Source organism: Pandoraea eparura (assembly GCF_902459725.1).
GTDB classification, from domain to species: domain Bacteria; phylum Pseudomonadota; class Gammaproteobacteria; order Burkholderiales; family Burkholderiaceae; genus Pandoraea; species Pandoraea eparura.
On record NZ_CABPSH010000004.1, the window covers coordinates 1 to 25,163 of the forward strand.

Below are 25,163 nucleotides of genomic sequence, written 5' to 3' on the forward strand. Positions count from 1 at the left end.
GCCTGAACGAGCCGCGTTACGTGACGCTGCCCAACATCATGAAGGCGAAGAAGAAGCCGCTGGAGACGGTCAAGCCGGCGGATCTGGGCGTGGACGTGAGCCCGCGCCTGAAGACGCTCAAGGTGGTGGAGCCGCCCAAGCGCAGTGCAGGGGTGAAGGTGGCGGACGTGGCAGCGCTCGTCGACAAGCTGAAGCTTGAGGCCAAGGTCATCTAAGGGGAGACGACGAGATGAGCATTCTTGTAATTGCTGAACACGACAATCAATCGATCAAGGCGGCGACCCTGAACACGGTGGCGGCGGCGCTGCAATGCGGCGACGACGTGCACGTGCTGGTGGCAGGCCACAACGCGAAGGCGGCGGCTGACGCCGCGGCACAGATCGCGGGCGTGAAGAAGGTACTGCTGGCCGACGCGCCGTACTTCGGTGACGGCCTGGCCGAGAACATCGCCGACGAGGTGGTGTCGATCGCCGGCGGCTACACGCACATCCTGGCCAATGCGACGGCGTACGGCAAGAACATCGCACCGCGCGTGGCGGCCCTGCTCGATGTGGCGCAGATTTCGGACATCACGAAGGTCGACAGCGCCGACACGTTCGAGCGACCGATCTACGCGGGCAACGCGATTGCGACGGTGCAAAGCGCGGACAAGGTGAAGGTGATCACGGTGCGCTCGACGGGGTTCGATCCCGTTGCGGCAAGTGGTGGCAGTGCAGCGGTGGAAGCCGTGGCGGCGACGCCGGACGCTGGCCTGTCGCAGTTCGTGGGTCGTGAAGTGACGAAGCTGGACCGTCCGGAACTCACGAGCGCGAAGATCATCGTCTCGGGTGGCCGGGGTCTGGGAAGCGGCGAAAACTTCGCGTTGGTGCTTGAGCCGCTGGCGGACAAGCTGGGCGCGGCGCTGGGCGCCTCGCGCGCGGCGGTCGACGCGGGTTATGTGCCCAACGACTACCAGGTCGGCCAGACGGGCAAGATCGTGGCACCGCAGTTGTACGTGGCGGTGGGCATTTCGGGGGCGATCCAGCACTTGGCGGGGATGAAGGATTCGAAGGTGATCGTGGCGATCAACAAGGATCCGGAAGCGCCGATCTTCTCGGTGGCGGATTACGGTCTGGTGGGCGATCTGTTCACGGTGGTGCCGGAGCTGACGGGCGCGCTGTAAGCGAGTCCTGAAGTGACGCTGCGGGATCGACTCCCGCAGCCGATCCGCATGAAGAGGCCGGCCGGCGACGGTGCGGCGTCTTCATGCGAATCGGAAAGAAACGAAGGAACAGCGATGGACAAAGTCGATTGCGTCGTGATCGGCGCGGGCGTGGTGGGGTTGGCCGTCGCGCGGACCCTGGCCATGGCCGGGCGCGAAGTGGTCATCCTGGAGTCCGAGCGTGCGATCGGCACCGGCACCAGTTCACGTAACAGCGAAGTCATTCACGGTGGCATTTACTACCCGCCCGGCTCGCGCAAGGCAGCGCTGTGCGTCGAGGGCAAGCACCGCCTGTATGCGTTTTGCGCGTCGCACGGCGTGGAGCATCGCCGCTGTGGCAAGCTGATCGTCGCGACCAGCGAGCGCCAGATGAGCGAACTCGAGGCCATTGCCGCCAACGCGCGTGCCAGCGGCGTCGACGATCTGCAATGGCTCACCGCCAGCGAAGTCGCCCAGCGCGAACCAGCGTTGCACGCGTTTGGTGCGTTACTGTCCCCGTCAACGGGCATTGTGGACAGCCACGGACTGATGCTCGCCTTGCAGGGCGATGCGCAGAACGCCGGCGCCATGCTCGCGTTCGACGCGCGCGTCGTCGGCGCCCGTGTGGGGCACGCCGACGGTATCGCGCTGGAGATTGACACGGCGGGCGTCACGTCGACACTGCTCGCCAACACCGTCGTCAACAGCGCGGGGCTCCACGCCGTGGACGTCGCGCGCACGTTCGACGGGCTCTCCCCCGAACACATTCCGCAGCGCTATTTCGCGAAGGGGAGCTACTTCACCTGTTCGCAGCGCGCGCCGTTCTCGCACTTGATCTATCCTGTGCCGGAGCCGGGCGGGCTGGGCGTGCACCTGACGCTCGATCTCGGGGGGCAAGCGCGTTTTGGTCCGAACGTGGAATGGGTCGACGAGATCGACTACACGGTCAATGCCGCGGATGGCGAAGGCTTCTACGCGGCGGTGCGGCGCTATTGGCCCGCGTTGGCGGACGGCGCGCTGCAGCCCGGCTATGCAGGCATTCGACCGAAGATCAGCGCCCCCGGCGAGCCGACGGCAGACTTCCGTATCGATGGGCCGGCGGTGCATGGCGTGGCGGGCCTCATCAACCTGTTCGGTATCGAGTCCCCGGGGCTGACGGCGTCACTCGCGATTGCCGAAGCGGTGCGCGCGGCGCTTTGACGTAAGCCCTGGCAACAAACGCGAGAGGTGACCGGCGGTCAACGCTCACGCATTGGGCGGCTATCCGGCTAACCCTGTCATGCGGGTCCAACAATGCCGCGAGCGTTGCGCGGCATGCCTGTCGGACAAAGAACGTTGTGAGGGTGGGCGTGGTGGGGTTGCCGATCAGCGCACGGCAACCGGCGGCTTCCACGAGGCCGGGTTGGTCCAGAACACCCCGCGCAGGCGATCGGTGTCGCCGCAGGGCGTGCTGCGCGTGGGCTTGCTGACTTGACCCGCGCAGGCGCTGATGTCGCGGCCCGATTGTTGCAGGCGCTTCAGGATCGTATCGAGCATGCCCGATTCGCGCCACTCATTGAGTTTGCGTCGGCAAGTCGGTACGGAGGGGTACTGCATGGGCAGCTTGGACCAGCTCTCGCCGGTAAACAGCACCCACAAGACAGCATTGGTCAGCGTGCGCTGCTCGACTTGAGGGCGGCCGCGCCGCTCCGTACGGACCGGACGGTCACAAATCAGATCACGCAGGGCGTGCCATTCAACGTCGCTCAGTTCAGTAAACATAACACCTCGACCCAAAACAAACGGAGGCGCCGCAGGGGGCGAGTCCGAGCTTCACGATCTGGCAGGTACCGAGGCAATCCGGTAGGTGCTTATCCGTGAAACCTCGGCCAAGGCGGCGTCGTTCCCCGATGCTGGAAATACAAGCAACAAGCATGCCAGAGCATCGGGTTCTCTTATGAAGAACGCCGCGGGCGGGGCGAACCACACTGCGATGTGAGCGTTTGACCAGCAAAAAAACGCCCACTTGGCAGGTGGGCGCAGCTCCTGGGTGGCTATTGGGATAGGCAATCGCAAAAGCGTCAGGAGAAAAGGAATACGTGCCTGTTGGCCAGTCCGGATCGTTTATTATTCTCGGCCCCGGCCAGAGTGTCTCGCTCCACATGCGCCAGCTTGTCAAGCTTGCAACCGAGATGATGACAAAAAGTGCACGTCGACGCGCTTCGGAATTACCCCCATTGCGGTGCATTGCCCATGCCACCGGCGGATCGCCCAAGATGGGTGCTCGCTTGCGCCCCGATAGGGCACCATGACGCGAGACGGGGCGCAACTTCGCGCGCCGGAGGTGCAACCGAATCTCGTCGCGTGAGAAAGTGTCCCGGTCGCCGCGTGGCGATTCGTCATGGCCGGACGGCAGGCCCGTGGCCTATAATGTGCGCCTTCGATGAATATCGTCTATCGGTTGCGCGCAAGCGCCGCACACCGGTCGGCGCCAATGTGCGCAAACGGCATGAGCAACGACAGCGATAACAAATACTCCGTCCCGGGCCTTGAGCGCGGGCTGCGCGTTCTTATGGCGTTCTCGGCGCGCGAGCCCGTGCTGGCCGGGGCCGACCTTGCGCGGCGTCTTGGCATCCCACGCTCGACGGTCTTCCGTTTGTTGCAGACCCTCGAAGCCGAAGGTTTCATCGAGAAGGCCGGGGACGATCGTCACTATCGATTGGGCGTGGCGGTGCTGCGCCTAGGGTTCGAGTATCTGAATTCGCTCGAACTGACCGATCTGGGCACACCGGTCATCGAGAAGCTGCGCGATGCCACGGGGTTCTCCAGTCATATCCTGATTCTCGATCAGCGCGATGCGGTGTTTGTCGCAAAGGCGGCCAGTCGCGACCTCGTGTTCGGATCGGTGCGGGTCGGCACGCGCCTGCCCGCCCATGCGACTGTCGTCGGGCACATTCTGCTCGGCGACTACTCGCTGCCGGCGCTCAAGCAGCTTTACCCGGAACCCAAGCTCGAAGCCTACACGGCCCACACGCCAACGACCGTGGACGCGTTGTATCGCGTGGTCCAGGACGACATCGCCCGCGGGTACAGCATGAGCCAGGCCTTCTTCGAGCAGAACATCTCGACGATTGCGGCGCCCGTGCGCAATCATCGCGGACAGATCGTCGCCGTGATCAGCGTGACGATTCCTCAGTCGCGCGTAGAGGCGGATCTGCTCGAGAGCGGCATTGTCGAGAAGGTCGTATCTGCCGCGGACGAACTCTCGCACAAACTCAACTACCGCTCGGATCGCGCATCAGCGCCGTCAGCGGCGACGAAGTAAGGCGAAAGCGCGCACCGCGTGAGCGGCGAGGTCGGCGTTACGCCGTCACGGTTTGACGCCGATAGTCGCCGGGACGCGCTCCCGTCCATTTTCGGAATGCCCGAAAGAACGCACTCGGTTCGGCAAAGCCCAGCGACAGGGCGATCTCCAGCATGGGCTTCGACGTGTGGCATAGCGCGTGAATCGCGAGGTCGCGCCGCAATTGGTCCTTGATCGATTGATACGACTGGCCCTCTTCCTCAAGGCGCCGGCGCAGCGTCGATGGCGTGGTGTGGAACTCGCCCGCCAGCGCTTCGAAGGCCGGCCAGCTATCGGTCGGCATCGTCTTCAATCGCCGCCGCACGCGTGCGACCATACCCTTCGTGTTCTTGTACTTGAGGATGATGTTGCCCGGCGCCGCGCGCAGAAATTCCTTCACGGAGGCGTCGTTCTGCACCACCGGCAAGTCCAGGCATGCAGCATCGAATTCGATGGCCGTGTGTGCCGCATGGAAAACCAGCCGCGGCGAATACATCGTCCGATACTCATCGCTGTAGACCGGCTCGGGAAATGAAAAGTAGGCCGTGCTCAACGGCACGCGCCGCGCGATCAGCCAGCAAGTCAGCGCATAGAAGAGGATCAGCAGCGTTTCGTGCCCGAAGATGCGTGGCGACTCCGAGTCGTCACGTTCATGCACTTCGAGCCGGGCGAGCGCGCCGTCGCGGACCAGATGCACCGCCAGATCGTCGAGCAACAGTTCCATGAAGCGCGTTGCGCGTTGCAGCGCCTGATCGAGCGTGCGGCAGGCGACGACGGTGTGACACAACATCGCAAAGCTGCCGACTTTCATGCGGCGTGAATCCTGCCCGAAGAATTCGTCGTCTAGCGCGACACTGATCAACCGCCACAGGTGCGCGTATCGATCCGCCGAGACGCGGGCTTGCGGATGCGCGAGCAGCGATGGGGCGATATCGGCGCCATGCAGCAATGCCACCGGATCGCCGCCGAGCCGCTCGACATGTGCCAACGCGTTGATCACGAAATGTATTGAAATGCTGCCTTTTTCCATGCGTCGCGAAACGGAACATCGTAGCAAGGGGACGCACCGATTCTAGCAGTGCGACCCCTGACGACGCTTCCGGGGCCGTCCGAAAACGGGATCGGCCCTTTCCGATTTTCGCGTGCGGCGCGCCATGGCGATGCCGGCGATGACTTACTTCGGCGCCATGCGCAGCGCGCCGTCCAGACGAATCACTTCGCCGTTGAGCATGACGTTCTCGACGATATGGCGCACCAGCGCGGCATACTCCGACGGACGGCCGAGGCGCGGCGGGAACGGCACCGATGCGCCCAGCGCGGCCTGCACCTCGGGCGTCATGCCGGCCATCATCGGCGTTTCGAAGATGCCCGGCGCAATCGTCACCACGCGTACGCCAACGCGCGCTAGTTCGCGCGCGGCCGGCAGCGTCAGTGCGGCTACGCCCCCCTTCGAGGCGGCGTAGGCGGCCTGCCCGATCTGTCCGTCGAACGCGGCGACCGATGCCGTGTTGACGATCACGCCGCGTTCGCCCTCGGCGTCGGCATCGCCCTCGGCGATCGCCGTGGCCGCAATGCGCAGCACGTTGAACGTGCCGATCAGATTCACATTGACGATGCGGGCAAAGCTGTCGAGCCGGTGTGGGCCTTGCTTGCCCAGAATGCGCTCGCCCATGACGAGACCGGCGCAGTTGACCACGCCGTTCAGGCGGCCGAACGCGCTTTTGGCGGTATCGACCAGGCGCTGCACGTCGTCTTCGCGGGTAATGTCGGTGGCGACGAAACGGGCCGCGTCGCCCAGTGCACTGGCCTGTTGGGCACCGGCCTCGGCGTTGATGTCACCGAGCACGACCTTCGCGCCCGCGTCGACAAACATGCGTGCGGTGGCCGCACCGAGACCCGACGATGCGCCGGTGACGAGAAAGACACGATCCTTGATTTGCATGGGCTGCGATCTCTGAAAGAAAAGCGTGTTGACGCTCAGGCCGCGCTGGCCGACGACTGCGCGGCCTTGGCGATTTCCTGGTTGCGCAAGATAAAACGCTGGAGCTTGCCGCTCGGTGTCTTGGGCAGTTCGGCGACGAATTCGATTTCACGCGGATAGGCGTGCGTGGACAGGCGGTGGCGGACATGCGCCTGAAGCGCCTGCGCGAGCGCGTCCGTCGGCGCGAACTGCGAATGCAGCACGACGAACGCCTTGACCAGTTCGGTACGCTCCGGATCCGGCTTGCCGACCACGGCCGTTTCAACGACCGCGGGATGTTCGATCAGCGCGCTCTCGACATCGAACGGTCCGATGCGATACCCGGCCGACGTAATGACGTCGTCGTTGCGTCCGACAAAGCTGATGCTGCCGTCCTCGTTGCGCTCGACCGTGTCTCCGGAGAGATAGTACTCGCCCACGAATGCGGGCGTCTCCCGCTCCCAGTAACCGGTGAACCACATCAACGGCGATTGTCGTCGATCGAGGGCGAGTACGCCCGGCTGGCCGACCGGACACTCGCGGCCCTCGTCGTCGAGGACAACCACGCGATGCCCCGGTGACGCGAAGCCGGCGGTCCCGGCCTGCACCGGATGGGCCAACGCGTGATGGTTGCAGACGACCATGCCGAGTTCCGTCTGACCATAGTGGTCATGAATGGTCACGCCGAGGTGCTCGGCGAACCAGCGGATGACCTCCGGGTTGAGCGGCTCGCCGGCGCTGGACACGGCGCGCAACTGTCCCTTCAGGGGCGCGGCTGTCTTGTCGCCGCCGGCGATCAGCAGGCGAAAGGCGGTCGGCGAGCCGGCCAGATTCGTGATGCCGAGCTTCTGGATGATCCGGTACGTGCTCTCGACATTGAACGGGCCGTCGTAGAAGGTGGTGGGAATGCCCATCGCGAGCGGGCCCGTCACCGCATAGTAAAGGCCATAGGCCCACCCCGGATCGGCAATGTTCCAGAACGCGTCGGTCGGTCGCAGATCAACGGCGTCGCGCATATAGCCCACGAACGCCATGATCGCGCGCAACGGCACCATGACCGGCTTGGCGGCACCCGTCGTGCCCGAGGTGAACATCATCAGAAACGGATCGTCGCCGCGGCGCATCACGGGCGCGAAGTCGGGGGCGTGCTGCTCGACCTCATGCCAGAAGCTGAAGTCGCTCTGGCGCACCCCCTGGCCGCGCGGCCCGCTGACGGTGACGACCGGCGGGCAGTGGACCACCTCGTCGAGCTTGGGTCGATTGGCGCCGTCGGTCACCACGAGCTTGCTCTGAGCACTGTGCAGCCGGTGTTCGATGGCCTTCGGCCCGAACGCCGTGAAGAGCGGTTGATACACCGCCCCCGCGCGCCAGGTGCCGAGAATCGTCACGAGCAATTCGGGCGTACGCGGCAACAGCCCGCTCACGCGGTCGCCGGGCTGCACGCCCTGTTCGCGCAGGAAATTGGCAAAGCGTGCGGAGCGCGTTTGTAATTCGCGAAACGTCCACGTCTGGCTGGTGCCGTCTTTCCCTTCCCAGAACAGGGCGATGCGCCCGGGAAGCGCGTGACGGTCGCAGCACTCGACGCACGCGTTCATCGCGTCCAGATGCCCGGCAAGCGTGGTGCGCACGGTGGCGTCGAGGTCAAACGCGCGGTAGGTGTCCGCGTAGTCCGCAGTCATGGGTCGTCTCCTGTAGTCGGATGCCGGTCCGCAGCCGCGCGCCTATGATGAAAGCGTTCGGGCGTGCATCGCAGACCGCCCGGGCGCCGTCTTGATCGGGACGCGGCGCTCACGGGGCATTGGCGAAATTCATCCTAATGCGTGGCGTCGGCGGGACGCAATGCCCAAACGGGTCAAGGTTCGTGAGGGATTTATCCACTCTGGCGGTGGGGACTTGCGGGGTGACGAGGTACCCCGCCGGGCAAGGCGGCGCGGGGTCGAATGCCCTATTGAGGGTTTTGCCGAGGGCGGCGTCGGCCTTTTCCGATGGCAATTCCGCTCATGCAATTTGCCGCTTTTGGCTATGGTGCCAACGCGGCGCGATCCCTACACTGAAGCCATCGACAAAGCACGGGTGCTGGCGATCCCTTTGGATAATGTCAGGGTGCGGGAGACAGAACATGGATTTCTATACCGAAGACCAACGCATGATTCGCGACATGGCGCGCACGTTTGCCAGTGAGCAGCTTGCGCCGAATGCCGCGCAGTGGGACCGCGACTGCGCGTTGCCCGACGCCATGGTCGCGCAAATGGGCGAGCTCGGCTTGCTGGGGATGATGGTGCCCGAGACGTACGGTGGCTCGTACACGGATTACACGGCGTATGCCCTGGCAATGGAGGAAATCGCCGTCGGTTGTGCGTCCACGGCCACGATGATGTCCGTTCACAACTCCGTGGGCTGCTCGCCGATTCTGAAATTCGGCACCGACGCTCAGCGCGAGCGCTGGCTGCCGGATCTGGCCGCCGGCCGGAAGATCGGGGCGTTCTGCCTGACTGAGCCGCAGGCCGGGTCGGAGGCCAATAATTTGCGAACGCGTGCCGAGCGTCGCGGCGACAAGTGGGTGCTCAACGGCAGCAAGCAGTTCGTGACGAACGGCAAACGAGCCGCCGTCGCCATCGTGTTCGCCGTGACCGATCCTGCGGCCGGCAAGCGTGGCATCTCGGCGTTCATCGTGCCGACGAATACGCCGGGGTTCGAGGTCGGGCATCCGGAGCACAAGCTTGGTATCCGGGCGTCGGACACCTGCCCGATCACCCTGATCGACTGCGAAGTGGGCGACGACGCGTTGCTTGGCGAGCCGGGGCAGGGATTGAAGATTGCGTTGTCGAATCTCGAAGGCGGACGCATCGGCATTGCGGCGCTCGCACTGGGGGTGGCGCGGGCGGCGTTCGAGGCGGCGCTGCAGTATGCCGGCGAGCGCCAGCAGTTTGGCAAGCCGATTCGCGAGCATCAGAGTATTGCGAACATGCTCGCCGACATGACGACGCGCATCAACGCAGCAAGATTTCTGATCCTGCACGCAGCGGCGCTGCGCACGCAGGGATTGCCATGCCTGTCCGAGGCGTCGCAGGCCAAGCTGTTCGCGTCGGAGCTGGCGGAGTCGGTGTGCTCCGACGCCATCCAGATTCACGGCGGCTATGGCTATCTCGAGGACTATCCGGTGGAGCGTCACTACCGGGATGCGCGCATCACGCAGATCTACGAAGGTACCAGCGAGATTCAGCGTCAGGTCATCGCCCGCGCGTTGGACTGATCGCGAAACGGCAAACGTGACGGACGAGCGGACGAACCGACGAACCGACGAACGATACGGCGACGAGGTGATGCGCTTGGTGGCAACGATCGGTGCCGCCTGATCAAGGGGGAGGGGGAGTGAGTCAGCATGAGCGCGCCATCGAGGCGCAAGACGAAGTGTTGTTCGACGTGGTCAACGGATTCGGCATCATCACCCTGAACCGGCCGAGGGCGTTGAACGCGATCACGCACGGCATGGTGCGGTCGATGTGGCGCCAGCTCAATGCGTGGGCCGACGACCCGGCTGTACGGGCCGTGCTGATCGAAGGCACGGGCGAAAAGGCGTTCTGCGCAGGCGGCGACGTGCGGGCGCTCTATGACAGCCGCGTGAACGGGATGAGCGATCACCAGGCGTTCTTTATCGACGAATACCGTCTCGACTATCTGATCCACCGGTATCCGAAACCATACGTCGCGCTGCTCGACGGGATTGTGATGGGGGGCGGTATGGGCGTCGCGCAAGGGGCGACGCTGCGCATCGTCACGGACCGCACCCGGCTGGCGATGCCGGAGACGGGCATCGGCCTGTTCCCGGACGTCGGCGCCAGTTGGTTCCTCGGGCATCTGGCCCTGACGCTGGCGCGCTATCTCGGTCTGACCGGTGCGACCATCGCCGCGGCCGACGCCTTGTACTGCGGACTCGCCGATGTCTGGCTTGAAGGGGACGCGCCCCAGCAATTGCGTGCGGCACTCGTGCATTTCGATTGGCCGGAGAACGCCCCCGCTTCCGCGGATCTGCTGGCGCAGCTTCGATCCGTCATCCTCCCGCTGGGGCGCACGTGGACCGACGCCGCGCCGTTGGCGCACGTGCGGGCCACCCTCGACAGGCATTTCAGCGCGATCGACGTGCCGGGCATCGTGGCGTCGCTTGCCAGCGACGCGCAGACCCCTTGGGCCGTCGACACGCTCGCGTTGTTGCAGCAGCGCTCGCCACTGAGCCTGTGCGTGACCGACCGGCAATTGGCGAAGGGCCGTCGGCTCGATCTGGCCGACGCGTTTCGCATGGAACTGGTGCTGGGATATCACGCGTTCGCGTCAGGCGATTTCGTTGAGGGCGTTCGGGCACTGCTGATCGACAAGGACAAGCAGCCGCGCTGGCGATATACGACGATTGCCGACGTCCCGCGGGCGCAGGTCGAGGCCTTCTTCGTCTCACCGTGGTCGGACGGCGCGCATCCCTTGAAAGCACTGGGAGATCGTTGAACTCGGGTAAACGCATGCGACAATGCCGGCTTTGCGGGGCACCGCACCATCCGTTGGAGTCCAGATGCTTGTCGATATTGCCCGTCTACTACTAGACCTCGTCTTCTCGCTGTTCGGCGCGTTGTTGCTGTTGCGCGTGTGGATGCAAGCGACGCAGTTGCCACCGCGCAATCCGCTCTCGCAAGGGGTGTTCCAGTTCACCAACTGGATGGTGCTGCCGCTGCGGCGTATCGTGCCGGGGGTTGGCGGCATCGACTGGGCAAGTTTGATCGCCGCGTGGCTGTGCGCCGTCGTCTACCTGGTGCTGATCACTGCCGTCGTGGGGGTATCGCCGGTCGCGGTGTTCCCGCGAGGCTTGCTGGTGGCGCTGGTGTTGGTCGCCAAGTGGGGCGCCAACCTTGTGATGTGGATGACGCTGTTGATGGCCGTGCTGTCGTGGGTCAATCCGCGTGCGGCCGCCATGCCGATCCTCCAGCACTTGCTCGACCCGCTGCTGCGCCCGATCCGTCGCGTCATCCCGATGGTCGGCGGCTTCGATCTGTCGCCGCTGGGACTGTTCTTGCTGATGCAGATCCTGCTGATCGTGCTCGCGCGCCTAAGCCAAATCTTCGCGACGCTCTGATGCATCGGCGGGCAGCGTCGCTGCCTGCCGCAACTCACCGGCGGTCGCGTCGACGGGCAATCCCGTTGACGTCGGCTGTCCGCTCAAGTCACTTCTCTGTGCCTGATCCACGCGCCGCGCGTTCGCCATCGTCGGACGCGGCGATTCCGCACGCTTGCCCACCGGGCGCGCCAGCCCCAGACGGTGCAACACGCGGCGACCATTCTCGGTCACGATGACTTTGGTTTGTCCCTCGTCGACGTTCACATGGACCAGGTGCGCTTGCTCCAGCGCAGCGAGGTCCGGGGGTTCTAGTGCGTCGGCATCGATCGGGCCGAGGGATGCAGCCGCCAGCAACAGCGTGGCGATTTCATGCGGGCTCAGCATTGACAGGCTCCTTGAGGCGAAGGCTTCACGTCAGCGTACCGGGCAAATGTAAGGCCTCGGCTACGCCATGTTTACCGCACGTTACGACGCGCCTCCGACCCCGTCGCCGCAGGCGGTCCCGCGACGCTCCCGTGATGGTGCCGTGATGGTGCCGTCTGGCGATTCACGTCGATCGCATACGGCCGTGTGGCGACGCCGTACGCCTGACATCGGATCGCGAAGCGTGCGGCAAGTTCGGAAATACGGGTTTCCCCTAGTATGCCCGCTTTTTACGTCCTCATGTCGGGCTGCCCCCTTGTTTTGACAGGGGTTGCGCGACACTCGGGGGCAGTCCTTGGACGTCTGCGGGTCATTTGAACTATTTTTTTTCTTTTGACGGGGTGCCAATGAAAATATACTTTCTTCGTCACCCATAGACCGCATCGTTCCATGACCGACGCCGATTCGTTGCCTGCCGATTTGCCGCTCACCGAGCGCATCGTGCGTGCCATGCCCGATCTGACGCCCGCGCAGCAGCGCATGGCGGCGTTCGTGCTCGACAACACGTTTCGTGCAGCGACCATGCGCATCGACGAGTTCGCCGATGCCGTCGGCGTGTCGCTGGCCACCGTCAATCGCTTTGCTCGCGCGCTCGGCTTCGATGGATATCCGCAATGCCGGGCCGCGATGGTGCGTGGATTCGAGGCGACGCTGGCACCGATCGAAAGCCTGCGCACGAGCAAGGCGCAGGCGAGCGCCAGCGCCGATGTGATGGCCGCGTCGCTGGCGCAGGCCGCCGAGAACCTCGAATGGACGCGTCGTGCCCTCGATGCCGCCACCTGCGAGCGCGCCGTCGAGGCGATCCTGCAGGCGCGTCGCATCTACGTGCTGGGGCTGGGCGCGAGCGGTTATCTCGCCGGCCTGCTGCATCACGGTCTCGATCCGTACTGCGAGAACGTGCAGGCGGTGGTTGGGGCGGGCGGCTCGACGCATGCCGCGCGTCAACTTTTCAAACTGCGCGAGGGCGACCTGGTGATCGCGCTCGCCTTCCCGCGCTATGTCACGGACACCATCACGCTTTGCCAACGCCTGCGCGGACGCGGCGTGCCCGTGATGGTGCTCACCGACAGCCCGACGTCACCGTTGGCGCCGCTTGGCGACATCGTGATCTTCGTGCGCAGCAAGCCGCGTCTGTCGAGCAACTCCGAAGCGAGCGTGCTGGCGATGATCGACGCGCTGTGCGACGCCGTCGCCCAACGCGCCAAACACGCCGTCGATCGCGCGACCGAACTGACCGATTTTCTGCTGCCGTGGCTCGATTCGGCGTCGTTGGCCCCAAGCCGCCTGGCGAATGTGCCGGCGCGCATCGACACGCCACAACGCACGACGGCCGTCAGTGCCGCGGCGAAGGCCTTGACGAGCGCCGCCGCGGCCGTCAGCGTCACGCCGCAAAGCCAACCGAACCCGGCCTCAGGGGCCACGCCCCGCCTCGTGCCGGGCCATCAGGACAGAAAGGACAACGCCTCATGAGTCACGCCCAACGTGCGGTCATCGCCATTCATGGCGGTGCCGGAACCATCAGTCGCGACACCTCGCCGGCAGAAATCAAGGCTTATCACGAGGCATTGGCCGACGCCTTGCGCGCCGGCCAGACCGTGCTCGCCGCGGGCGGCTCGGCGCTGGATGCCGTCTCCGAGGCGGTGCGTCACCTTGAAGATTGTCCGCGCTTCAATGCGGGGCGCGGTGCCGTGTTCACCCACGAGGGCACGCACGAACTCGATGCGTCCATCATGGACGGTGCCACGCTCGACGCGGGCGCCATCGCCTGCGTACATCGCGTGCGCAACCCGATTCTCGCCGCTCGCGCGGTGCTCCAGCACAGCCCGCATGTGTTGCTCGTGGGCGAGGGCGCGGAAGCTTTCGCCGCGGCCAATGGGGCTGAACTGGTCGAGTCTGGGTATTTCTTTACCGAAGGTCGCTACGCCCAGTGGAAGCGCGCGTTGGCCGACGCGGCGGTCGCGCTCGATCACGACATGCCGCTCAAGAAGGAGCCGATCGATCCGGACACCAAGTTCGGGACGGTAGGCGCCGTGGCGTGCGACATGCGCGGACACGTGGCGGCGGCGACGTCCACCGGGGGCATGACGAACAAGGCGGTCGGCCGCGTTGGCGACACGCCGCTCATCGGCGCCGGCTGCTATGCGAACGATGCGACGGCGGCCGTCTCGGCGACGGGGACCGGCGAGGCGTTCATCCGTACCGTGGCGTGTTACGAAGTGGGCGCGCTGATGGCCTACGCGGGCCTGTCGCTCGCCGATGCCGCCGAGCGTGTGGTTCGCGAGCGTCTGCCGCGCGTGCAGGGCCGAGGCGGCCTGATCGCGGTGGACGCGCAAGGCAACGTCGCGCTGCCCTTCAATACCGAGGGGATGTATCGCGGCGTGGCGCGTGTGGGCGAGGTGCCCGTGACGGCCATTCACGAGTAACGCGCGAAGGCGCAGGGTCCGGGCCGCATTGACCTGACCCGCAGCATCAATCAGTATCACCGAGTATCACCCGGCATCACGCCGTATCAAGATGCAGACCAGCAAGCGAAGATTAGCGAGGACAGGCGTGGCAGAGCGCAAGACAACCCCTACGATTTCGTTGCCCGACGAGCGCGTGCTCGACGTGCGCGGCCTTACCGTGCAGTTCGCGACGTCCGAGCGCCTGGTCACGGCCGTGCGCGACCTGTCCTTCCATGTCGACCGCGGCGAGACGCTCGCCATCGTGGGCGAGTCGGGCTCCGGCAAGTCGGTGACCTCGCTGGCCGCCATGCGCCTTGTCGAGACCGGGGGCGGACGCATCGCCCAAGGCTCGATGGTCATGCGCCGCCGCAATGGCCAACTCGTTGACCTCACGCGCGCGAGCGGCAGCACCATGCGCAGCATTCGCGGCGCGGACATGGCGATGATCTTCCAGGAGCCGATGACCTCGCTCAATCCGGTGTTCCCGGTGGGCGAGCAGATCGCGGAATCCATCCGCCTGCACCAGGGCAAGGACACCGCCGCCGCACGCGCCGAAGCGCTGCGAATGCTCGAACTCGTCCGCATTCCCGAGGCGCGCCGCGTGCTCGACCGTTTCCCGCACCAACTCTCGGGCGGGATGCGCCAGCGCGTCATGATCGCGATGGCGCTGTCGTGCAAGCCGGGTCTGCTGATTGCCGACGAACCTACCACCGCCCTCGACGTGACGATTCAGGCGCAGATTCTGCAACTGATTCGTGCGCTGCAAGACGAGATGCACATGGGCGTCGTGTTCATCACGCACGACATGGGCGTGGTGGCGGAAGTGGCCGATCGCGTGCTCGTCATGCATCGTGGCGACCCGGTCGAAGAGGGGCCGTCGCGCGAGATATTCGAAGCGCCGCGCGAGCGCTACACGCAGGCGCTGCTCTCCGCGGTGCCGCGTCTGGGCTCGATGCAGGGGACCGATGTGCCGGCGCGTTTTCCGCTGCTGCGCTACGACGCTGCGGCCGACGTCAAGCCCGTTCCGGAAACGCCGCAACCGCCGGTCAAGACCGATGCCGGCCCGATTCTGCGGGTGAAGGATCTGGTCGCGCGTTTCGATGTGCCGTCGGGCTTCTTTGGTGGCGTGAAGCAGCGCGTGCACGCCGTCGAGCGCGTGAGTTTCGATCTGTATCCGGGCGAGACGCTGGGTCTCGTGGGCGAGTCAGGATGTGGCAAGTCCACGACGGGGCGCGCATTGCTGCGGCTGGTCGCCAGCCAGGGCGGCTCCATCGAGTTCGGCGGCAAGCCGATCCATGACCTCGCCGGACGCGCCCTGCAGCGGTTGCGTCGCGACATCCAGTTCATCTTCCAGGATCCGTTTGCCTCGCTCGACCCGCGCCTCACGGTGGGCTTCTCGATCATGGAGCCGCTGCTCGTGCACGGCGTGGCCAGCGGGGCCGAGGCCGAGAAGCGTGTGGCCGAGCTGCTGGAGCGGGTCGGACTGCCGGCCGAGTATGCCCAGCGCTATCCGCATGAGTTCTCGGGCGGACAGCGTCAACGCATTGCCATCGCGCGGGCGCTGGCCCTGAAGCCGAAGGTCGTGATCGCGGATGAATCCGTCTCGGCGCTCGACGTCTCCGTACAGGCGCAGATCATCAACCTGATGCTCGATCTGCAGAAGGAATTCGGCATCGCGTTCCTGTTCATCTCGCACGACATGGCGGTGGTTGAGCGCATCAGTCATCGGGTGGCGGTCATGTTCCTCGGGCAGATCGTGGAGATCGGCCCGCGCCGGGCGATCTTCGAGAACCCGCAGCATCCGTACACGAAGAAGCTGATGTCGGCGGTGCCGATTGCCGATCCGACGCGTCGTCATGCGAAGCGCGAGTTGTTGACCGAAGAGATTCCCAGCCCGATCCGCGCGGTCGGCGACGAACCGCAGGTGCAGCCGCTGGTGGAAGTCGGCGCGGGGCACTTCGTGGCGCGCCACCGCGTCGCCGGCATGTATTGATCGTGATTCAGTAGCTCAGGCAGTCCCCAGTTGCAGTTCTCGTTGTAACCACAATGCCCGCCAAGGGACGCAGTCGCAAGACTCGCTCGCGGCGACCCCGTCAGACAAGAAGGAGAAAGACAGATGTCGAAAAACGCTTTGTTGGGCGCTCGCTGGAAAACCGCGATCGCATCCGTTGCCATGGCGTCCGCGGTGCTCGGTGCCGCCCCGGCGTTCGCCGCCAAGGATGTCGTGATGGCCGTGCAGTCGACGTTTACGACGATGGATCCGTACGACGCCAACGATACGCTGTCGCAGGCCGTTGCCAAGTCGTTCTACGAGGGCCTGTTCGGCTTCGACAAGGACATGAAGCTCATCAATGTGCTCGCCGATAGCTACACGGTGTCGCCGGATGGCCTCGTGTACACGATCAAGCTCAAGTCGGGCGTGAAGTTCCAGGACGGCACGACCTTCGACGCCGCCGCCGTCAAGGCGAACTTCGACCGCGTGACGAACCCGGACAACAAGCTCAAGCGCTACAACCTGTACAAGGAAATCGCCAAGACGGAAGTGGTCGATCCGCATACGGTGAAGTTCACGCTCAAGGAGGCGTTCTCGCCGTTCATCAACACGCTGGCGCACCCGTCGGCCGTGATCATTTCGCCCGAGGCGCTCAAGAAGTACGGCAAGGACATCGCCTCGCACCCGGTCGGCACCGGCCCATTCGAGTTCGTCGAATGGAACCGCACCGATTACGTGAAGGTGAAGAAGTTCGACGGCTACTGGAAGAAGGGCTATCCGAAGGTCGACACGATCACCTTCAAGCCGGTTGTCGACAACAACACGCGTGCCGCCGTGATGCAGACGGGCGAAGCCAGTTTCGCCTTCCCGCTGCCGTACGAGCAGGCCGCCACGCTGAAGGCCAGCGGCAAGGTCGATGTGATCGCCGGCCCGTCGATCATCCAACGCTACATCAGCTTGAACACCCGCCAGAAGCCGTTTGACGACGTGCGCGTGCGTCAGGCGATCAACTACGCCATCAACAAGGAAGCCCTGGTGAAGGTGGCCTTCGCAGGCTACGCAACGCCGGCCGACGGCGTGGTGCCCAAGGGGGTCGATTACGCCGCCAAGACCGGCCCGTGGCCGTACAACCCGGCCAAGGCCAAGGAACTGCTCAAGGAAGCCGGCTACCCGAACGGCTTCGAGACGACGCTGTGGTCGGCATACACGTACACCACCGCGCAGAAGGTGATTCAGTTCGTGCAGCAGCAACTGGCGCAGGTCGGCATCAAGGCGCAGGTGCGCGCGCTCGAAGCCGGTCAGCGTGTCGATCTCGTCGAGTCGGCCCCGGATCCCGACAAGGCACCGGTGCGTATGTACTACGTGGGCTGGTCGTCGTCGACGGGCGAAGCCGATTGGGCGCTGCGTCCGCTGCTGGCCTCCGAGTCGTTCCCGCCGAAGCTGTTCAACACGGCGTACTACAAGAACGATGCGGTGGATGCCGACTTCAACAAGGCGCTGCTCACGACCGACCGCGCCGAGAAGACCAAGCTCTACACCGATGCCCAGAAGAAGATCTGGAACGACGCGCCGTGGGCGTTCCTCGTGACGGAAAAACTGCTGTACGCGCGCAACAAGAACCTGTCGGGCGTCTACACGATGCCTGACGGCTCGTTCAACTTCACCGACATCTCGATGAAGTAAGCGCCGCGCGCAAGTGTGACGTGCCCGCGCCGCCGGCCATGGCTGGCGGCGCGGTTTACCGCAAGACATGGTTTGGCAAGACGTTCGGCAAGACTGCGATGCTCAATTACTCTCTCAAGCGCCTGCTCGGCCTGATTCCCACACTGCTGATCGTGGCCGTGCTGGTGTTCGCGTTCGTGCACATGTTGCCGGGTGACCCGGCGCGTCTGGCGGCCGGCCCGCAGGCGGACGAGGCGACCGTGGCGCTGGTGCGCCAGGATCTCGGCCTCGACAAGCCGTTGCTCACGCAGTTCACGAACTTCATCACGCACGCGGTGCGTGGCGACTTCGGGCTGTCGATGCGCAGCAAGCAACCGGTCTCCGAAGAGATCGGCAGCCGCTTCATGCCGACGCTGTGGCTCACACTGGTGAGCATGATCTGGTCGGTGATCATCGGCATGGGCCTCGGGGTGGCCTCGGCCGTGTGGCGCAACCGCTGGCCCGACCGGCTGGGCATGACGTTCGCCGTCTCCGGTATTTCGTTCCCAGCCTTCGCGCTGGGGATGTTGCTGATGCAGGTTTTCTCGGTGCAGCTCGGCTGGCTCCCCACGATGGGCGCCGATTCGTGGAAGAGCTACATCCTGCCCTCGATCACGCTCGGCGCGGCAGTGGCGGCCGTGATGGCGCGCTTCACCCGCTCGGCGTTCGTCGACGTGCTGCACGAAGACTTTGTGCGCACAGCGCGCGCGAAGGGGCTCAATGAAATGCGCGTGGTGTTCAAGCACGCGCTGCGCAACGCCATGATTCCTGTCGTTACGATGATGGGTTTGCAGTTCGGCTTCCTGCTCGGCGGGTCGATTGTCGTCGAGGTGGTCTTCAACTGGCCGGGGCTCGGGCGCCTGCTGATCGATTCGGTCGAGATGCGCGACTATCCGGTGATCCAGGCGCTGGTGCTGCTGTTCTCGCTCGAGTTCATTCTGATCAACCTCGTGGTCGACGTGCTGTACGCCGTCATCAACCCGACCATTCGCTACAAGTGAGGCACGCATCATGAACGCGGGTCAATCGACTACGGCCGCCACCACCGCGGCATCCGCCAGCCAAACGCGCGTGCGCACGCCGTGGCGCGAGTTCTGGCGCAAATTCAAGAAGCAGCACATCGCCATGGTCGCCGGGGCGTTCGTGCTGGCGCTGGTCGTCATCGCGATCCTCGCGCCGCACCTCGTGCCGTTCGATCCGGAGAACTACTTCGATTACGACGCCCTGAACGCCGGGCCGTCGGCAACGCATTGGTTCGGCGTCGACTCGCTGGGACGCGACATCTTCAGCCGCGTGCTCGCGGGCACGCGCATTTCGCTGGCCGCCGGGTTCGGCTCGGTCGCGCTCGGCGCGGTGATCGGCACGGTGCTCGGGCTGCTCGCGGGCTACTACGAAGGCTGGTGGGATCGCATCGTCATGCGCATCTCCGATGTGCTCTTCGCCTTTCCGGGCATTCTGCTCGCCATCGGCGTGGTGGCCGTGCTGGGGAACGGCATGATCAACGTGATCGTCGCGGTCGCCATCTTCTCGATCCCGGCCTTCGCGCGGCTCGTGCGCGGCAACACCCTGGTGCTCAAGCATTTGACATACATCGAGGCGGCGCGCTCCATCGGCGCGTCGGACTGGACCATCATCATGCGGCACATCCTGCCGGGTACGGTGTCGTCCATCGTCGTGTACTTCTCGATGCGTATCGGCACGTCGATCATCACCGCCGCGAGTCTGTCATTCCTCGGGTTGGGCGCGCAGCCGCCCACGCCGGAGTGGGGGGCGATGCTCAACGAAGCCCGTGCGGACATGGTCAACGCCCCGCACATCGCCATCTTCCCGAGCCTGGCCATTTTCCTGACCGTGCTCGCGTTCAATCTGCTGGGCGACGGCCTGCGCGACGCGCTCGATCCGAAGCTCGATCGGCATTGATGGCCCCGCAGGAGCGCTCCATGACGTCACCGACGCCACCGACGCCATTGAAGCCGCCGCGCGACGCCTTGTTCGGCGCACCTTACGTGGGGCACCTGCCGGCCGGGCCGCGCCACGCGATCACGGACGTGCCGGGCGTGTACGTCGGTCATGTCACGCTCGCACAAGGGCCGGTGCAGACCGGTGTGACGGTGGTGTGCCCGACGCCCGCCGACGTGGGCGGCAGCGCGGCGGGCGTGCCAGCCACGGCGGGCGCACCCGGCGCTGGCTGGGATCCGTTTCGCGCCAAGATTCCGGCGGCGGCGGCCGTCATCAACGGCTTTGGCAAGAGCGTCGGTTTGATGCAGATCGACGAACTCGGCGTGCTCGAGGCCCCGGTGGCGCTCACCAACACGTTCTCCGTCAGCCACGTGGTGCTTGGCCAGTTGCGCGCGGCGATCGCGGCGAATCGCGACATTGGCCGTGGCAGTCCGTCGCTCAATCCGACCGTGCTCGAATGCAACGACGGCTACCTCAACGATATGCAGGCATTTGCCGTGACCGAGGCGCACTATACGCAGGCGCTGGCAAACGCATCGCGCGACGTCGCGCAGGGGGCGGTCGGCGCGGGGCGCGGCATGTCGAGCTTCGGCCTCAAGGGCGGAATCGGCTCCGCGTCGCGCGTGGCGGAGACGGCCGGGGCGACCTTTACCGTCGGCGTGCTCGTGTTGTCGAACTTCGGCCGGCCGTCGCAACTGACGATTGCCGGACGTCATGTCGGGCCGGTGCTTGACACGCGTCTGGCGGCGCCGGCGCTGAGCGCCGCACCCGAGCGCGGCTCCATCATCATGCTGGTGGCCACCGATGCACCGCTCGATGCGCGCCAGTTGCGCCGCGTCGCCACGCGTACCGGCGCCGGTCTGGCGCGCACCGGGTCCGTGTATGGCCACGGCAGCGGCGACGTGGCGCTCGCCTTCACCACAGGCTATACGGTGGCGCATGACGCGACGGGCTGCATCGCCCCCGTCGCGCTCGTGCCGGACCCCTTGCTCGATCCGATTTTTCAAGCCACGGCGGACGCCACCGAGCAGGCGATCCTGCACGCGCTCTTTGCCGCCGAGTCGGTGCTCGGGCGCGATGGGCACGTGCGCCGTGCCCTTGCCGACGTGCTGCCCGACTGGGCCTCGCTGTAAGCCTTTCACGACATTGCCGACATCATGCGAATCCTGATCTCTACCGATATCGAAGGCGTCGCGGGCGTCTTCCACGCCGAACAGACCCGGGCGGGCAACGGCGAATACGAACGTGCGCGCCGCTGGATGACGCGCGAGGCCAACGCGGCCGTCGAAGGCGCGTTTGCGGGCGGCGCGACCGAAGTGATGGTCAACGACTCGCACGGCGGATTTCGCAACCTGTTGCCGGACGAACTCGATCCGCGCGCGCGCCTCGTGCTGGGCAAGCCGCGTTATCTCGGCATGGTGGCCGGGGTCGAGGCCGGCTGCGATGCGCTGTTCATGATCGGTTACCACAGCCGCGCGCAGAGCGCCGGGATCCTGGCGCATACGATCAACAGCTTTGCCTTCGCCCGCGTGTGGTTGGCGGGCGTGGAAGCGAGCGAAGCCATGCTGTACGGCGCGCTTGCCGGCGAACGCGGCGTGCCGATGGTCATGGCCAGCGGTGACGACGTTTTCTGCGAGGAGACGCAACTGATCTTCCCCCATGCGCATTACGTGCAGACGAAGGCCGCCTGGGGGCAAGGCAGCGGCATGACGCTCAACCCGAGCCAGTCGTGCGACCTGATTCGCGACGCCGCCAAGGCATCGCTCGCGGATTCGCGCACCTGGCATGCCTACCGGGTCGAGACGCCCGTCGAAGTGCGGCTGCAGGCGCAGACCACCGCGCTGGCCGATCTCTTTTGCCAGTGGCCGACGCTCGAGCGCGTCGACGGCGTGACGCTCCAGTTCGTCGCTCCCAGCGTCGAGGCGGCGGTGCGGATATTGAACTGCCTTTCGGCAATGTCGTTCATGCTGCGCTGAGCCTCGCGCGCGGCGTCCTCCCGCCGCGTGTTGTTGAGTTGCCACTGAATCAGGGTTCACCGTCTGGGAATGTCAAGACCCGGCGTGCGATAATCCGTAATATTTGGTAACAGAGGCGCCGCACTATTGGGTGCCGCCTGGATTATTGAGCGCCGGCAGGTCCGGGCGAGGAATCATGGATATCAGAAACGCCCGACGTTGGGCGGAGCCCGGCGCAAGGCGTTACGTCGGCGCGTTGCTCGTGGTCTTTGCTGCGTTTCTCGTTCGCAGCCTGCTGCATCCGGTGCTCGATCACTCGATGCCGGGGATTTTCTTTACCTGTGCCGTCATCATCGTCGAATTTACATGGGGACTCGGGCCGGCGATCATGGCCATGATCATCAGCATCCCGATTTTCGACTTCTTCTTCGTGCCGCCGTTTCGCGACATCGCCCAGTTCGACCGGCGCGACGTGCTGATTGTCTCCGGCTTTCTGTTGATTACGCCGCTTGCCGTTGTGCTGATCGAGCGCCTGCGGCGCGCCCAGTATCGCGCCGAGCTGATCGCGGAGGTCGCACAGACGCGCTACGAGATGCTGCTGCGTGCAGAGAACGAGCGCATGCTCCTGTCCGACTCGGTGCAACTGGGCAACGCGTTGATGACGTATCTCACGAAGCACCTCGATACGATCTTCTATCTGTCCAATCCGGCCGCGCATTACGAATACATCGACGAGCATTTCCGCCGGGCGACGGGTGTCGCTCCGGAGGTTGTCAAGCGCGAGGGGCTGCGAGCCCTGCTTCATCCCGAGGAAGCCCAGCGTCTGGCCGGGCTATTTGCTGCCGACGGCGAGCGCCCCCAGCATGGTGCGCACAATCTTCGCATCCGCACGCGTGACGGCGGCTACGAAATGTGCCATTGCGAACTACAGTATTTCCGCGCGCACGTTGGCACGTATGTGATTCTGCGCTTGCATGCGGGGCCGGCGGTGCGTCCGGTCGCGCCACTGCACACGCTCACCCCGGCGGCCAATGCGCGCGATGTCACTGAGACGCCCGTCGTCTCCGGCGGGGCTTGACCATGTTCCAGGACGATATCTTCTACAAGGGCGGCGACCACGCGGTGCTGCTGCTGCCGGGGCTGTCGAGCACGCCCCTCGAAATGCGTCCGGTGGCCAAGGCGTTGCATCGCGACGGTTACACCGTCTGGGTGCCGCACATCGAAGGCTATGGGTTGGGCGCGCCATGCGCCGACTGGCACGCATGGGTCGCCGCTGCGCGCGAGAAGTATCGCGAGCTGTGGGCGACGCACGAGACGGTGTCGCTGTGCGGCTTGTGTATCGGCGCTACCCTGTGCCTGGCCGTCGCGCAGGAGGAGCCGGACGTGATGGCGCTCTCGCTGCTCTCTGTCACCCTTGTGTATGACGGCTGGACTATCCCGTGGTACTACCCGCTCATCGATCTGGCGTTCCATACGCCGTTGCGCCGTTACTATCGTTATCACGAGAAAGCGCCGTTTGGCCTGAAAAACGAAGTGCTGCGCGCACGTGTAGCGAAATCGATGTCGCTGCACGACGCGTCCGAGATCGGTGCGGCATCGTTGCCGCTCGCGCACCTGTACCACGCGCGACGACTCGCCGCCCATGTGCGCGCGCGTCTGGATCGGGTGACGGCGGATTGTCTCGTCATTCACGCGGTGGATGACGACACGTCGAGCCCGCACAACGCGCGCATCGTCTACGACGGCGTGTCGTCAAAAGTGAAGCAGAAGTGCCTGCTCGGCGAGAGCTATCACATTCTGACGATGGACAACGAACGCGAAACCGTGGCCGACGAGACACGTCGCTTCTTCCGCGACGCCATAGCGCGCCGTACCGGGGCTGCCACGTCCGAGACGCGCATCATTTCGAAGGCGCTGTTGCGCGCCAAGCGCCGTCACGCCGCCGCCTGAGCGCCAAAACGACAACGGCACGCTGCAGAGCGTGCCGTCGTGGGCTTGCGCCAGCGGTCCCGGCGCAGGCTGAGTGAGACCGGGCGCGGCTTACTTGTCGGTGGCCTTGACGAGCAGGATCGGCAGCGTAGTGATACGCAGCAGGGTTTCCGCAACGCTCCCCAGCAGCAGACGGTTGATGCCGCGCCGACCGTGCGTGCCGAGCACGATCACGTCGGCGTTCCACTCTTGGGCTTCGCGCAGCACGGCGTCGGCGATTTCATCGGTGCCGGCTTCGAGCGTGATCATCTTCGTCTCGGCATCGACACCGCGCGGTTTCAGGGCGGCCTGTGCCGTGGCGAGAATTTCCGCGGTTTCCTTCTCGAACGACTCCTGACTCTCCAGCGGCACGAAGCCGCTGTAGGCGCCGGCCGCGTAGGCGTTGGCGAGCGAGGGGACGACCGATACCAGGCGAATCTTGCCGTGGCTGAGCGCCACGAGCTTGACCGCTTCGTCGATGGCGCGGTTCGAGGGGTTGCTGCCGTCGATCGAAACCAGAATGCGTTCGTACATGATGGTGTCCTCTTTGCGCTGGAAGGGCTGGAAGGCGTGCTGCCTGAGCGGCATCGCTACCCCGATGCACGACGGATGCGCGACAACCCGTCGGGATTTTTTCATTTTCGCATCGCATCCCTCGAAAGTCATCCCGCGAAATGGCGCGGCATTGACCGCACGCAAGGATTCATCGGAATGCCACGGACCTGTGCGACCTTGCGGGGACGCGGGGCGCCGAGTGTGGCAGGCGTTTCATCATACGGAACGCCCGGCAGCCGGGGGCCGAGCGGCTGGCGGACTCAGTTCGGCCGGCAGGCGATCACGAGATTGGCGACGCCATCCGTCACGTCGCGCGTGAGCACGTCGTAGCCCTTTTGCGCGCATTGCGTGCGGGCACGTTGATCGCAGTCGCTCGCACTGTTGGCCGAGCACTGAATCTGCTGGGTGGGACGTCCGTCCGAGGCGAACAACGGTGCCGACGAACTGCAAGCGGACAGCGCAACCGTAACAAGCCCCGAGGAAAGCAGCGTGGCGATCTTGGCGAGATTTTTCATAGAGGTCGTCTTGTAAGCTCTCGCGAGTATAGCGCGGCGCTGAGACCGTCCCCCACAAGACTGCCCGCATTTGGGGCGATGCCCGCG

General features: G+C 65.1%; 23 protein-coding genes and 1 pseudogene. 17 read left to right on the forward strand and 7 right to left on the reverse strand.

From position 1 onward, the window contains the following. From PEP31012_RS10665 to PEP31012_RS10675, 3 genes and pseudogenes are all read left to right on the forward strand, one after another. Positions 1–215, forward strand: a pseudogene (locus tag PEP31012_RS10665) (electron transfer flavoprotein subunit beta/FixA family protein); the annotation flags it as partial. A 14-nt stretch (positions 216–229) separates the two neighbouring features. Continuing rightward, a complete protein-coding gene (locus PEP31012_RS10670) occupies positions 230–1,162 on the forward strand; it encodes an electron transfer flavoprotein subunit alpha/FixB family protein (protein WP_150589333.1) in 933 nt (310 codons plus the stop codon). A gap of 114 nt (positions 1,163–1,276) precedes the next feature. Next, entirely contained in the window at positions 1,277–2,380 is a 1,104-nt protein-coding gene (locus PEP31012_RS10675) for an NAD(P)/FAD-dependent oxidoreductase (protein ID WP_150589334.1), read from the forward strand. 165 nt (positions 2,381–2,545) lie between these two features. Here the strand turns inward: PEP31012_RS10675 and PEP31012_RS10680 are convergent, their stop codons facing one another. After that, positions 2,546–2,941 (reverse strand): transposase, encoded by a 396-nt coding sequence (locus PEP31012_RS10680; protein WP_150589335.1) that lies wholly within the window; start codon positions 2,939–2,941, stop codon positions 2,546–2,548. A 727-nt stretch (positions 2,942–3,668) separates the two neighbouring features. On the opposite strand from PEP31012_RS10680, the gene PEP31012_RS10685 reads away from it, so the two are divergent. Continuing rightward, on the forward strand, positions 3,669–4,484 hold the full coding sequence (locus PEP31012_RS10685) for an IclR family transcriptional regulator (RefSeq protein ID WP_150589336.1): 816 nt from the start codon (positions 3,669–3,671) through the stop codon (positions 4,482–4,484). 37 nt (positions 4,485–4,521) lie between these two features. Here the strand turns inward: PEP31012_RS10685 and PEP31012_RS10690 are convergent, their stop codons facing one another. The 3 genes from PEP31012_RS10690 to PEP31012_RS10700 all read right to left on the reverse strand — a co-directional run bounded on the left by PEP31012_RS10690 (position 4,522) and on the right by PEP31012_RS10700 (position 8,141). Beyond that, entirely contained in the window at positions 4,522–5,532 is a 1,011-nt protein-coding gene (locus PEP31012_RS10690; RefSeq protein WP_150589337.1) for an AraC family transcriptional regulator, read from the reverse strand. Between the two features lie 144 nt (positions 5,533–5,676). Next, positions 5,677–6,444 carry a 3-hydroxyacyl-CoA dehydrogenase gene (locus PEP31012_RS10695; protein ID WP_150589338.1) on the reverse strand — a complete coding sequence of 256 codons (768 nt, stop codon included), beginning with the start codon at positions 6,442–6,444 and terminating at the stop codon, positions 5,677–5,679. 35 nt (positions 6,445–6,479) lie between these two features. Next, complete coding sequence (locus PEP31012_RS10700) at positions 6,480–8,141, reverse strand: AMP-binding protein (RefSeq protein WP_150589339.1); 1,662 nt, start codon at positions 8,139–8,141, stop codon at positions 6,480–6,482. A 440-nt stretch (positions 8,142–8,581) separates the two neighbouring features. Here PEP31012_RS10700 and PEP31012_RS10705 point away from each other — a divergent pair, with 440 nt between their 5' ends. The 3 genes from PEP31012_RS10705 to PEP31012_RS10715 all read left to right on the forward strand — a co-directional run bounded on the left by PEP31012_RS10705 (position 8,582) and on the right by PEP31012_RS10715 (position 11,581). Continuing rightward, positions 8,582–9,715, forward strand: a complete 1,134-nt coding sequence (locus tag PEP31012_RS10705; RefSeq protein WP_150589340.1) for an acyl-CoA dehydrogenase family protein — start codon at positions 8,582–8,584, stop codon at positions 9,713–9,715. Positions 9,716–9,834: 119 nt separating this feature from the next. Next, on the forward strand, positions 9,835–10,959 hold the full coding sequence (locus PEP31012_RS10710) for an enoyl-CoA hydratase/isomerase family protein (RefSeq protein WP_150589341.1): 1,125 nt from the start codon (positions 9,835–9,837) through the stop codon (positions 10,957–10,959). 64 nt (positions 10,960–11,023) lie between these two features. After that, complete coding sequence (locus PEP31012_RS10715) at positions 11,024–11,581, forward strand: YggT family protein (protein WP_150589342.1); 558 nt, start codon at positions 11,024–11,026, stop codon at positions 11,579–11,581. Here PEP31012_RS10715 and PEP31012_RS10720 read toward each other — a convergent pair. After that, a complete protein-coding gene (locus PEP31012_RS10720) occupies positions 11,555–11,947 on the reverse strand; it encodes a hypothetical protein (RefSeq protein ID WP_150589343.1) in 393 nt (130 codons plus the stop codon). The genes PEP31012_RS10715 and PEP31012_RS10720 overlap by 27 nt on opposite strands. 429 nt (positions 11,948–12,376) lie before the next feature. Between PEP31012_RS10720 and PEP31012_RS10725 the strand changes: the two genes are divergently transcribed. From PEP31012_RS10725 to PEP31012_RS10770, 10 genes are all read left to right on the forward strand, one after another. Further along, positions 12,377–13,456, forward strand: coding sequence for a MurR/RpiR family transcriptional regulator (locus PEP31012_RS10725; protein ID WP_150589344.1), 1,080 nt, complete (start codon positions 12,377–12,379; stop codon positions 13,454–13,456). Further along, on the forward strand, positions 13,453–14,409 hold the full coding sequence (locus PEP31012_RS10730; RefSeq protein WP_150589345.1) for an isoaspartyl peptidase/L-asparaginase family protein: 957 nt from the start codon (positions 13,453–13,455) through the stop codon (positions 14,407–14,409). Before PEP31012_RS10725 ends, PEP31012_RS10730 begins: the two co-directional genes overlap by 4 nt. Positions 14,410–14,500: 91 nt before the next feature. Then, positions 14,501–16,423 (forward strand): dipeptide ABC transporter ATP-binding protein, encoded by a 1,923-nt coding sequence (locus PEP31012_RS10735; protein WP_150589346.1) that lies wholly within the window; start codon positions 14,501–14,503, stop codon positions 16,421–16,423. A gap of 123 nt (positions 16,424–16,546) precedes the next feature. After that, positions 16,547–18,106, forward strand: coding sequence for a glutathione ABC transporter substrate-binding protein GsiB (gsiB, locus tag PEP31012_RS10740; RefSeq protein WP_150589347.1), 1,560 nt, complete (start codon positions 16,547–16,549; stop codon positions 18,104–18,106). Between the two features lie 98 nt (positions 18,107–18,204). Beyond that, the gene (gene gsiC, locus PEP31012_RS10745) at positions 18,205–19,125 is read left to right on the forward strand and encodes a glutathione ABC transporter permease GsiC (protein ID WP_150589348.1); all 921 of its coding nucleotides are present in this window, start codon (positions 18,205–18,207) and stop codon (positions 19,123–19,125) included. 10 nt (positions 19,126–19,135) lie between these two features. Beyond that, positions 19,136–20,044 carry a glutathione ABC transporter permease GsiD gene (gene gsiD, locus PEP31012_RS10750; protein ID WP_150589349.1) on the forward strand — a complete coding sequence of 303 codons (909 nt, stop codon included), beginning with the start codon at positions 19,136–19,138 and terminating at the stop codon, positions 20,042–20,044. A gap of 20 nt (positions 20,045–20,064) precedes the next feature. Further along, complete coding sequence (locus PEP31012_RS10755; protein ID WP_425494947.1) at positions 20,065–21,216, forward strand: DmpA family aminopeptidase; 1,152 nt, start codon at positions 20,065–20,067, stop codon at positions 21,214–21,216. A gap of 24 nt (positions 21,217–21,240) precedes the next feature. Next, positions 21,241–22,059: a M55 family metallopeptidase gene (locus PEP31012_RS10760; protein WP_150589350.1), complete on the forward strand. Its 819-nt coding sequence runs from the start codon at positions 21,241–21,243 to the stop codon at positions 22,057–22,059. 175 nt (positions 22,060–22,234) lie between these two features. Continuing rightward, positions 22,235–23,116, forward strand: a complete 882-nt coding sequence (locus PEP31012_RS10765) for a DUF4118 domain-containing protein (RefSeq protein WP_150589351.1) — start codon at positions 22,235–22,237, stop codon at positions 23,114–23,116. 2 nt (positions 23,117–23,118) lie between these two features. Further along, positions 23,119–23,988: an alpha/beta hydrolase gene (locus PEP31012_RS10770; protein WP_150589352.1), complete on the forward strand. Its 870-nt coding sequence runs from the start codon at positions 23,119–23,121 to the stop codon at positions 23,986–23,988. A gap of 90 nt (positions 23,989–24,078) precedes the next feature. Here PEP31012_RS10770 and PEP31012_RS10775 read toward each other — a convergent pair whose 3' ends face one another. Both PEP31012_RS10775 and PEP31012_RS10780 read right to left on the reverse strand, forming a co-directional pair. Continuing rightward, on the reverse strand, positions 24,079–24,645 hold the full coding sequence (locus tag PEP31012_RS10775; protein ID WP_174978198.1) for a universal stress protein: 567 nt from the start codon (positions 24,643–24,645) through the stop codon (positions 24,079–24,081). Positions 24,646–24,821: 176 nt separating this feature from the next. After that, positions 24,822–25,076 carry a hypothetical protein gene (locus PEP31012_RS10780; protein WP_150589354.1) on the reverse strand — a complete coding sequence of 85 codons (255 nt, stop codon included), beginning with the start codon at positions 25,074–25,076 and terminating at the stop codon, positions 24,822–24,824. Positions 25,077–25,163 lie beyond the last annotated feature (87 nt).

Bases quoted from the DNA above. Each gene is read 5' to 3' on its own strand.
- PEP31012_RS10670 (WP_150589333.1), top strand. From the start codon at position 230: ATGAGCATTCTTGTAATTGCTGAACACGACAATCAATCGATCAAGGCG.
- PEP31012_RS10675 (WP_150589334.1), top strand. From the start codon at position 1,277: ATGGACAAAGTCGATTGCGTCGTGATCGGCGCGGGCGTGGTGGGGTTG.
- PEP31012_RS10680 (WP_150589335.1), bottom strand. From the start codon at position 2,941: ATGTTTACTGAACTGAGCGACGTTGAATGGCACGCCCTGCGTGATCTG.
- PEP31012_RS10685 (WP_150589336.1), top strand. From the start codon at position 3,669: ATGAGCAACGACAGCGATAACAAATACTCCGTCCCGGGCCTTGAGCGC.
- PEP31012_RS10690 (WP_150589337.1), bottom strand. From the start codon at position 5,532: ATGGAAAAAGGCAGCATTTCAATACATTTCGTGATCAACGCGTTGGCA.
- PEP31012_RS10695 (WP_150589338.1), bottom strand. From the start codon at position 6,444: ATGCAAATCAAGGATCGTGTCTTTCTCGTCACCGGCGCATCGTCGGGT.
- PEP31012_RS10700 (WP_150589339.1), bottom strand. From the start codon at position 8,141: ATGACTGCGGACTACGCGGACACCTACCGCGCGTTTGACCTCGACGCC.
- PEP31012_RS10705 (WP_150589340.1), top strand. From the start codon at position 8,582: ATGGATTTCTATACCGAAGACCAACGCATGATTCGCGACATGGCGCGC.
- PEP31012_RS10715 (WP_150589342.1), top strand. From the start codon at position 11,024: ATGCTTGTCGATATTGCCCGTCTACTACTAGACCTCGTCTTCTCGCTG.
- PEP31012_RS10720 (WP_150589343.1), bottom strand. From the start codon at position 11,947: ATGCTGAGCCCGCATGAAATCGCCACGCTGTTGCTGGCGGCTGCATCC.
- PEP31012_RS10725 (WP_150589344.1), top strand. From the start codon at position 12,377: ATGACCGACGCCGATTCGTTGCCTGCCGATTTGCCGCTCACCGAGCGC.
- PEP31012_RS10730 (WP_150589345.1), top strand. From the start codon at position 13,453: ATGAGTCACGCCCAACGTGCGGTCATCGCCATTCATGGCGGTGCCGGA.
- PEP31012_RS10735 (WP_150589346.1), top strand. From the start codon at position 14,501: ATGCAGACCAGCAAGCGAAGATTAGCGAGGACAGGCGTGGCAGAGCGC.
- gsiB (WP_150589347.1), top strand. From the start codon at position 16,547: ATGTCGAAAAACGCTTTGTTGGGCGCTCGCTGGAAAACCGCGATCGCA.
- gsiC (WP_150589348.1), top strand. From the start codon at position 18,205: ATGCTCAATTACTCTCTCAAGCGCCTGCTCGGCCTGATTCCCACACTG.
- gsiD (WP_150589349.1), top strand. From the start codon at position 19,136: ATGAACGCGGGTCAATCGACTACGGCCGCCACCACCGCGGCATCCGCC.
- PEP31012_RS10755 (WP_425494947.1), top strand. From the start codon at position 20,065: ATGACGTCACCGACGCCACCGACGCCATTGAAGCCGCCGCGCGACGCC.
- PEP31012_RS10760 (WP_150589350.1), top strand. From the start codon at position 21,241: ATGCGAATCCTGATCTCTACCGATATCGAAGGCGTCGCGGGCGTCTTC.
- PEP31012_RS10765 (WP_150589351.1), top strand. From the start codon at position 22,235: ATGGATATCAGAAACGCCCGACGTTGGGCGGAGCCCGGCGCAAGGCGT.
- PEP31012_RS10770 (WP_150589352.1), top strand. From the start codon at position 23,119: ATGTTCCAGGACGATATCTTCTACAAGGGCGGCGACCACGCGGTGCTG.
- PEP31012_RS10775 (WP_174978198.1), bottom strand. From the start codon at position 24,645: ATGAAAAAATCCCGACGGGTTGTCGCGCATCCGTCGTGCATCGGGGTA.
- PEP31012_RS10780 (WP_150589354.1), bottom strand. From the start codon at position 25,076: ATGAAAAATCTCGCCAAGATCGCCACGCTGCTTTCCTCGGGGCTTGTT.